The sequence below is a fragment of the Veillonella sp. genome (assembly GCF_015058545.1).
GTDB lineage: Bacteria > Bacillota > Negativicutes > Veillonellales > Veillonellaceae > Veillonella_A.
Window position 1 is genome coordinate 1 of record NZ_SVCB01000040.1, and the last position, 8299, is coordinate 8299.

The following is an 8299-nucleotide window of genomic DNA, read 5'->3' on the forward strand; positions in this document are numbered from 1 at the left end:
AAACATCCTTTCGTTAATTGTTAGCACCTTTATTGTATCGGATTTTATTCAATATATCTTTTTTTGTGCAAAAAAAAGTAGGCGCCAAGAGGACACGCAACTAGCGTTTCTCTTTAGCGCCCCAAAATAAATTATAGAACCCTTTTTTGTATAATGAATGTATAATGTATGTAATGAACGTTTTACGGACGGCAGGCGATAGCCGCTTTATGAAAAACGACTTAGTACCTGTTTGCCCAAAGTTAGGTATTTAGAAATGAGGGACTGCTATGAAACCACGCATTGCAATTACGGCCGACACTTATATGGAAGCAACGAACAGCACTAATTTGCGAATGGCACCGTATGTATCTCGTGAGCTGGTAGAAGTGCTCAGCGTTTTGGGATGTATTCCGTTTATTTTGCCGGATGTACCGAATGCTATCGGCGAAGACTATTTTGAATTATATGATGGCCTTATTGTTCATGGCGGATCTGATGTAGACCCTCATTTATTCGGTGAAGAACCGCGTCGTGAAATCGGCATGGTTAATTATAAACGAGACGTTTTTGAACGGGAATTGATACAAGCTACGGTTAAAGTGCGTAAACCAATCTTGGGTATCTGCAAAGGGGCGCAAATCATCAATGTGGCTTTAGGCGGTAATTTATATCAGGATATTAAATCGCAGTGTCCGAATTCATATATTAAGCATTCCCAAAAAGCACCGGGGGGTTACCCGACCCATAGCATTAACGTAGCCAAAGACAGTTTCCTACATGCCGTATTGGGCTTAAATACTTTGGTTAACTCCCGTCATCATCAGGCAATTCGCGATGTAGCACCGTCCATGCGGGTAACGGCTACGAGCCTTGACGGTATTGTGGAAGGCATTGAAAACAACGACGCATCGGTAGTAGGCGTACAGTGGCATCCTGAAAATATGTGGCGTGAACACGAAGATATGTATGCTCTTTTTGAAGCCTTTGTTTCAAAAGTTAAGGAACGCATGTAATACAGGAAAACTTATTTTTGTAATACCGTTCTTGTTTTAATAATACCGTTTTTTAATAATAGCGGGCCTGAACGATAGCGAAGGTTGATTACATGATCTGATTTATTCGCTAATCTGTTTGGTCTATAGTTCTATAAATGCTATAATAAAAAGATAGATAGATTTAGAAGGAGATTATTATGCGAATTATAGGTATAGACCCGGGCACCGCTATTTGCGGTTATGGCATTATCGACGTGGACGGCAGTCGGTTGCAACCCGTTGCTTACGGCTGTATTACCACCACGCCGCAAGATACGGATGCCATGCGGCTTGAAATATTATTCAATGATTTAAGTGATATTTTGGAAGAATACCGACCCGATAAATTTGGCGTAGAACAATTGTTTTTTAATCGCAATGTAACGACCGCCATTGCCGTAGGACAGGCGAGGGGCGTCATTTTATTGGCTGCCAGCCAACGGCGCATCCCTATTTATGAGTATACGCCACTCCAGGTTAAGCAGGCCGTAGTAGGCTATGGTCGCGCCACTAAAGAGCAGGTTATTTATATGACTATGAATATGCTCGGGATTCGTGAAAAAATTAAGCCCGATGATACGGCCGATGCTTTGGCCATTGCCATTTGTACGGCTCACAGCTCTCATGGTGATGACTTGCGGCGCCGTTTGCAGTTATAGGCCAAAATATTGAATTCGAATAGATTTTAGGAGGCAATAATCCATGATCGGTTTTCTTCGTGGTATCATTAATCAGATTTTTCAAGGCTCCTGTTTTATAGATGTGCATGGCGTAGGTTATCGCGTATATATTTCCGGAACCACCCGCGATGCGTTAACAGAAGGACAGGAAGCGTTATTATATACCCATATGAGTGTTCGCGAAGATGCGATTCAGCTCTATGGATTTGCGACACAAGATGAATATGATCTTTTTACCTTGCTGATTTCCGTATCCGGTATCGGTCCGAAAGTGGGGCTCGGTATTTTGTCCGGTTTGTCCGTGGATGGTATTAAAGTGGCCATTATGAATGGCGAATTGGGAACACTTACGAAGCTGCCCGGTATCGGTAAAAAATCGGCGGAGCGCTTGGTGCTCGAATTAAAAGATAAAATCGGTAAATTTACGACGGCACCGGCAACGCAGGCGGCTCTTGATACGGCCGTACATGCTACGCAAACCGGCATTGCCGGTGAGGCGGCGGACGCATTAATGGCCTTAGGCTATCGGGAATCGGAATTTGTTGATATACTCACTCGATTGGATAATGGTGAGCGAGATGTGGCGACATTGATACGCGACGTATTATCTGAATTGGGAAAGGGTAGGTAGTCATGAAAGAAGAAATACGTGTGGTTGACAGTCAAAGCCGCGTGGTGGGCAAAGAAGAACAAAGTGGCGACACTTGGCAGTTCTCCTTGCGACCGCGCTATTTGCACGAATACATCGGCCAAACGGATGTAAAAAATAATTTAAAAGTATATATTCAAGCAGCAAAAGAACGTAAAGAAGCGCTTGACCATGTTTTGCTATACGGACCGCCGGGGCTTGGTAAAACCACCTTGGCCGGCATTATTGCCAATGAGATGGGCGTAAACTTCCGCATTACATCCGGCCCGGCCATTGAACGGTCCGGTGATTTGGCGGCGCTGCTCAGTAATTTACAGGACCATGATGTGCTTTTTATCGATGAAATTCATCGCTTATCCCGTACGGTGGAAGAAGTATTGTACTCCGCTATGGAAGATTATTCCTTGGATATTATCGTAGGTAAGGGGCCGAGCGCACGTTCGGTGCGCATCGATTTAAGACCGTTTACTTTGGTTGGCGCTACCACGAAGGCCGGCGCGTTGTCCGGTCCGTTACGCGACCGTTTCGGTATTATTAATCATTTGGAATATTACAAGCAAGATGAGTTGGAATTTATCGTAAAACGGGCGGCGGAAGTATTGAATACAAAGATTACCGATACGGGCGCCGCTGAAATTGCCCGTCGTTCCCGCGGGACTCCGCGTATTGCGAACCGTTTGTTGAAACGCGTCCGCGATGTGGCACAAGTGCTGGGGGACGGTGAGATTACCAATATCATTGCCGACGATGCGTTGCAGCGTTTGGACATTGATCAATTGGGACTCGATCGGGTAGACCGGGTAATTTTAAAAACAATTATTGAGAAATTTAACGGTGGCCCTGTGGGCATCGATACGATTGCGGCGGCTACCAGTGAAGAGCGAGATACCATCGAGGATGTGTATGAACCGTATTTGATGCAATTGGGCTTTTTGATTCGTACCAGTCGCGGCCGTATGGCAACGCAGTTAGCCTATGACCATTTGGGAATTACGAATCCCAATGCCAATGCATCCAATCAGGGGGATTTATGAAATTAAAAGCAGTTAATCGTGTTTTGCTACTTACGGTGCTTAGCTGCCTGATGTCCACCGTCGTGCCAGTATGGGGGGCCAGTGTGACGGTCACCAAAGAAGGGGCCGAGTCGACAACGACGACTACGACGATTAAGACACCGGTAAAAGAAACTAAATCGACTACCACGGTGGTAACGAAGGCGAATAAAGACACCCATACGGTAACGACGACGAAAACTACCACGATTACGACGAAGTCGGAAAGTAAGCGTGCTACAAAGGCTACTGATGCTAAAAACAGTGCCACCGCTGCAAACACTAAGTCTACTAAAGTGCCGGCCTTTAATACGCCGCAGCAAGCCAATATTCCGGCTATTCGCGTTTTATTGGCGACCCGCAGCAGTACTTGGCCGGTAGCCGGCAGTGGCCAGTTGGCGGTATATACGAGCAATAAATCGCCGTTTGCCAAATTTGCCGCTACCGACACGGTAACAATTGGCGTTAAGAATAATAAAGTTACGGTAAACGGTAAAACTGTAGACGGTTCTGCCTATATTAAATCGTGGCAAGGCAATGTGGAAGGTACTATTTTGCTGGATAGTAAGCCGTATCGCGGCGCCATTAAAATTGTGCCCACCTCGTCAGGGGGCATGATGCTCATTAACGAAGTTTCCATTGAAGAATACTTGTATGGCGTGGTGCCGGCAGAAGTATCGCCAAGTTGGCCGCAGGAAGCGTTAAAAGCGCAGGCTGTAGCAGCGCGTACCTATGCTTTATATAATATGAAACAAAGTGCCGCCAAAGCTTACGATGTGCAGCCAACTACGAATCATCAAGTGTATAACGGCCAGGCTGCTGAGTTTAACAGTACCACGAAAGCCGTAGATGACACGAAGGGCATGGTTGTGCAGTATAAAGGACAGCCCATTGAAGCTTTGTTCCATTCGAATGCCGGCGGTTACACGGAAAACAGTGAAAACGTGTGGGGCAGTAATGTGCCGTATTTGCGTGGCGTTAAGGATTATGCCGATTACAAGCAAAGCGGTGACAGCTTTGCCTGGACCGTTAAACTTACGCGAGCGGAAATGGAAGCAAAATTGCGGGCAGCCGGTAAAGATGTGGGTACCCTGAAGGAAATTAAACTCAGTACCTTGCGCCAGCGGCCTATGAAATTTGCCGATCGCGGTGTATCCGGTCGCGTTATGACGGCGGATTTTGTAGGTAATAAAAAGACACTTACGTTGACGGGCGAAACGATTATGAAAATATTCGGCTTGAAATCCACCTTGTTTGATTTCTATGTCAACGTAAAAGCACCGTCTACGGCGGATAGTTTTAAAAATCCAAAAGCTTATCACACTTTTAAAAAGGCGACTGATATTGTTTCGATTCGCGGTTATGGCTGGGGCCATGGTTTAGGCCTGTCCCAGTGGGGCGCAGCGGCTATGGCGGCGAAAGCACCTACGTCGGCTAAGGATTATTACAAAACGATTTTAACGCACTATTATACGGGTGTGACTATAGATAAAGCGTATTAATTTGTTTCTCGTAGGCATGCATAGTTAAGCCTGACCGATAGAGAGTACGTGTAATCGCAAAAAACGTATTAAAACAGTTTGAAAGAAGGAAGTTTTACCATGAAGGTAACAGATTTTGATTATGAATTGCCGGAAGAACTGATTGCTCAGCATCCGGTGGAACCGCGTGATACCTCGCGCCTCATGCTCCTTGATAAGGTGACCGGCGAAGTGGCACACAAGGAACATTTTTACGACATCGTTGACGAATTATCCGATAATGATGTGTTGGTTTTTAACGATACGAAAGTAATTCCGGCCCGTTTGTACGGCCATCGTCAGGGCAGTGGCGGTAAAGTAGAAGTATTGCTCCTCACGCCTTGCAGTGAAAACAAATGGGAATGCTTGGTCAAACCGGGTAAAAAATGCCCGATTGGTCAGGAATTGGTATTCGACGATCGCTTGACCGGTAAAGTCTTGGATAAAACAAGTTTTGGCGGCCGTATTATTCAGTTTGAAGCGCAGGGCGTTTTTGACGATATCATTCAGGAAATCGGCGAAATGCCGTTGCCACCGTATATCCATGAAAAATTAGAAGATAAAGACCGGTATCAGACAGTGTATGCTCGTGAAAAAGGCTCGGCAGCAGCGCCGACAGCGGGACTTCATTTTACGCCGGAATTATTGGAACGCTTAAAAGCCAAAGGTGTGACTTTGGCCTTTGTAACCCTTCATGTTGGGCTCGGTACGTTCCGTCCCGTTTCGGAAGAAACGATTGAAGACCATGAAATGCACAGCGAATACTATGTGGTAACGGCGGAAACGGCTAAAATTATTAACGATGCTAAAGCCGCCGGTAAGCGGATTGTGGCTGTGGGCACTACTTCGGTGCGCACCTTGGAATCGGCGACGCAGAATGGCGTTCTTCAGGCCGGTCACGATTGGACACAGATTTTTATCTATCCCGGTTATAAATATAAGATGGTAGATGCTCTTATAACGAATTTTCATCTACCTCAATCAACATTACTCATGCTCATCAGTGCCTTGGCGGGGAGAGAGCATTGCTTAGCTGCTTATAAAGAAGCAGTTAAGGAACGGTATCGCTTCTTCAGCTTTGGCGATGCCATGTTTATTCGCTAACAGATTGGCCACATAACATACTTTGCTTGATTGTTAACAGTGAGGCAACGCGATGTTATGTTTATTCGTTAAATATTTTGTGCTATAATATGTACTTGACAGGTTGCAACTAGATAGGAGGATATGCTTGGTTATTACCTATGAATTACAAAAAGAATGTCCCCATACCGGTGCACGGGCGGGGCTTTTACATACGCCGCACGGTACATTTAAAACACCTATGTTTATGCCGGTAGGCACACAGGCAACGGTTAAAACCATGTCACCGGAAGAACTGAAAGAAATGGGTGCTCAGATTATTTTGAGCAATACCTATCACTTGTTCTTGCGTCCCGGTCCGGACCTCGTGGAAGAGGCAGGCGGTTTACATCGCTTCATGAATTGGGATGGCGGTATCTTGACCGACAGTGGCGGGTTCCAGGTTTTCAGCCTCGGCGATTTGCGTAAAATTACCGAAGAAGGGGTAGCTTTCCGCTCCCACATCGATGGTTCCAAGAAGTTTTTATCACCTGAAATTGCGACTAAAGTACAGGAGCAATTAGGTGCCGATATAGCCATGGCTTTTGATGAATGTATTCCGTATCCGGCTGATTATGCCTATGCGGATCGTTCCACGGCGCGTACCACTCGTTGGGCAGAGCGTTGCCGTGAGGCACATACATCGCCGACGCAAGGTATGTTCGGTATCGTTCAGGGCGGTATGTATAAAGATTTACGAACCCGTAGTGCCAAAGAATTGGTGGCTATGGACTTTGACGGTTACAGCATCGGCGGTTTATCCGTTGGAGAACCGCACGATTTGATGTACGATATCTTGGATCACACAACGCCGTTATTGCCGACTAATAAGGCTCGTTATTTAATGGGTGTTGGCACACCGGATTGTTTGGTGGAAGGGGTTGCCCGCGGGGTAGACATGTTTGACTGCGTATTCCCGACACGCGTGGCTCGTAACGGTATGGCCATGACTCATAATGGCCGTGTAGTTATTAAAAACGCTACGTACGCTCATGATTGGGGTCCGTTGGAAGAAGGCTGTCAGTGCTACACTTGCCGCAACTATTCTCGTGCTTATATCCGACATTTATACAAGGCGGAAGAAATCTTAGCTTTCCGTTTGGTGTCGTATCATAATTTGTATTTCTTATTGAATTTCATGCGTCAAATGCGCGCCGCTATTTTGGAAGACCGTTTCCCGGCTTTTCGTGATGAATTTTGGGCCGGTTATAAAAAATAGGGTACCCTAGACGTTGAAAGATATATATGTTTTTTTGGAGGTGAACAGACAGTGGCAGATTTAGAACAGTTATTTCAAGCCGGTTGGCCGATATTATTAATGGTTGTAATTTTCTATTTCCTTTTATATCGTCCACAGAAAAAGCAACAGAAAGCTCGTAACGAACTTTTGAACAGTTTGAAAAAAGGTCAGAAAATTGTGACTATCGGTGGTATTTACGGTACAATCAATTCTTTGACTGACGATGCAATTATGCTTCAAATCGCTGAAAAAGTTGAAATCAAATTAGCTCGTTCCAGCGTAGCTCATGTGCTTGGCAAAGATGACAAATAATATGGATAAGCATACAATGCGCCTTGCTTTTAAAGCAAGGCGCCAAGCCATGTCTGACAGTGAATGCAAAACGCGGGCTGAGGCACTGTGCAAACACATTATGGAATCAGCTGAATATAAAAAGGCTCACTCCGTAATGGCCTATTTGGCCATGCCCAAAGAGGCCAATCTTGATGCGCTGGTTACACAGGCTTTGGCAGACGGCAAAGCGGTCTTTGTACCGGTTTGCGTATCTAAAACCGAAATGATTGCGGCGCGGTTAACACGTCTTGATGATGTGAAGACAGGCGTCCTTCATATACGCATTCCTAATGAACCTTATGAAACGGCGGCGCCTAATGAACTGGATTTAATTTTAGTTCCGGGGGTAGCTTTTGATACCAAAGGTGGCCGTATGGGGATGGGGGCCGGTTATTATGACCGATTTTTGGCAAAAGTCCCTGAAGAACGCTTAATCGGCGTTGCTTGGGACATCCAAGTTGTACCCGATGACATCCCTATGGAAGCGCATGATAAACGCCTCGCGGGGTTAATCACGGATGAGCGCGTTTTAACATTTAAATAATTATAGTAAATTGCAATATGAAATTGAACACTTTTAAAAACCCAGTAACTTATTAACTTCTTCAATGAAGACTTCTTGCGGTGTCCGGTAGTTCAGAATTTTGCGTGGTAGTGCATTACACCAATCGGTAGCACGTCGAAGTG

At 45.5% G+C, this 8299-nt stretch carries 9 protein-coding genes; all 9 read left to right on the forward strand.

The features are described 5' to 3' along the window. Positions 1-269: 269 nt before the first annotated feature. The 9 genes from E7204_RS02350 to E7204_RS02390 all read left to right on the forward strand — a co-directional run bounded on the left by E7204_RS02350 (position 270) and on the right by E7204_RS02390 (position 8156). Complete coding sequence (locus E7204_RS02350; protein WP_295181182.1) at positions 270-995, forward strand: gamma-glutamyl-gamma-aminobutyrate hydrolase family protein; 726 nt, start codon at positions 270-272, stop codon at positions 993-995. Between the two features lie 179 nt (positions 996-1174). Next, positions 1175-1675 (forward strand): crossover junction endodeoxyribonuclease RuvC, encoded by a 501-nt coding sequence (ruvC, locus tag E7204_RS02355; RefSeq protein ID WP_021840935.1) that lies wholly within the window; start codon positions 1175-1177, stop codon positions 1673-1675. 43 nt (positions 1676-1718) lie between these two features. Next, entirely contained in the window at positions 1719-2327 is a 609-nt protein-coding gene (ruvA, locus tag E7204_RS02360) for a Holliday junction branch migration protein RuvA (RefSeq protein ID WP_295181184.1), read from the forward strand. Positions 2328-2329: 2 nt separating this feature from the next. Next, entirely contained in the window at positions 2330-3379 is a 1050-nt protein-coding gene (ruvB, locus tag E7204_RS02365; RefSeq protein WP_127059341.1) for a Holliday junction branch migration DNA helicase RuvB, read from the forward strand. Continuing rightward, positions 3376-4899, forward strand: a complete 1524-nt coding sequence (locus tag E7204_RS02370; protein WP_295181187.1) for a SpoIID/LytB domain-containing protein — start codon at positions 3376-3378, stop codon at positions 4897-4899. Before ruvB ends, E7204_RS02370 begins: the two co-directional genes overlap by 4 nt. A gap of 99 nt (positions 4900-4998) precedes the next feature. Next, a complete protein-coding gene (gene queA / locus E7204_RS02375) occupies positions 4999-6021 on the forward strand; it encodes a tRNA preQ1(34) S-adenosylmethionine ribosyltransferase-isomerase QueA (RefSeq protein WP_295181189.1) in 1023 nt (340 codons plus the stop codon). A gap of 127 nt (positions 6022-6148) precedes the next feature. Next, on the forward strand, positions 6149-7258 hold the full coding sequence (tgt, locus tag E7204_RS02380; RefSeq protein ID WP_295181191.1) for a tRNA guanosine(34) transglycosylase Tgt: 1110 nt from the start codon (positions 6149-6151) through the stop codon (positions 7256-7258). 51 nt (positions 7259-7309) lie between these two features. Continuing rightward, entirely contained in the window at positions 7310-7591 is a 282-nt protein-coding gene (gene yajC / locus E7204_RS02385; protein ID WP_295181193.1) for a preprotein translocase subunit YajC, read from the forward strand. 1 nt (position 7592) lies between these two features. Further along, on the forward strand, positions 7593-8156 hold the full coding sequence (locus tag E7204_RS02390) for a 5-formyltetrahydrofolate cyclo-ligase (RefSeq protein WP_295181195.1): 564 nt from the start codon (positions 7593-7595) through the stop codon (positions 8154-8156). The last annotated feature ends 143 nt before the right edge of the window (positions 8157-8299 follow it).

Bases quoted from the DNA above. Each gene is read 5' to 3' on its own strand.
- E7204_RS02350 (WP_295181182.1), top strand. From the start codon at position 270: ATGAAACCACGCATTGCAATTACGGCCGACACTTATATGGAAGCAACG.
- ruvC (WP_021840935.1), top strand. From the start codon at position 1,175: ATGCGAATTATAGGTATAGACCCGGGCACCGCTATTTGCGGTTATGGC.
- ruvA (WP_295181184.1), top strand. From the start codon at position 1,719: ATGATCGGTTTTCTTCGTGGTATCATTAATCAGATTTTTCAAGGCTCC.
- ruvB (WP_127059341.1), top strand. From the start codon at position 2,330: ATGAAAGAAGAAATACGTGTGGTTGACAGTCAAAGCCGCGTGGTGGGC.
- E7204_RS02370 (WP_295181187.1), top strand. From the start codon at position 3,376: ATGAAATTAAAAGCAGTTAATCGTGTTTTGCTACTTACGGTGCTTAGC.
- queA (WP_295181189.1), top strand. From the start codon at position 4,999: ATGAAGGTAACAGATTTTGATTATGAATTGCCGGAAGAACTGATTGCT.
- E7204_RS02390 (WP_295181195.1), top strand. From the start codon at position 7,593: ATGGATAAGCATACAATGCGCCTTGCTTTTAAAGCAAGGCGCCAAGCC.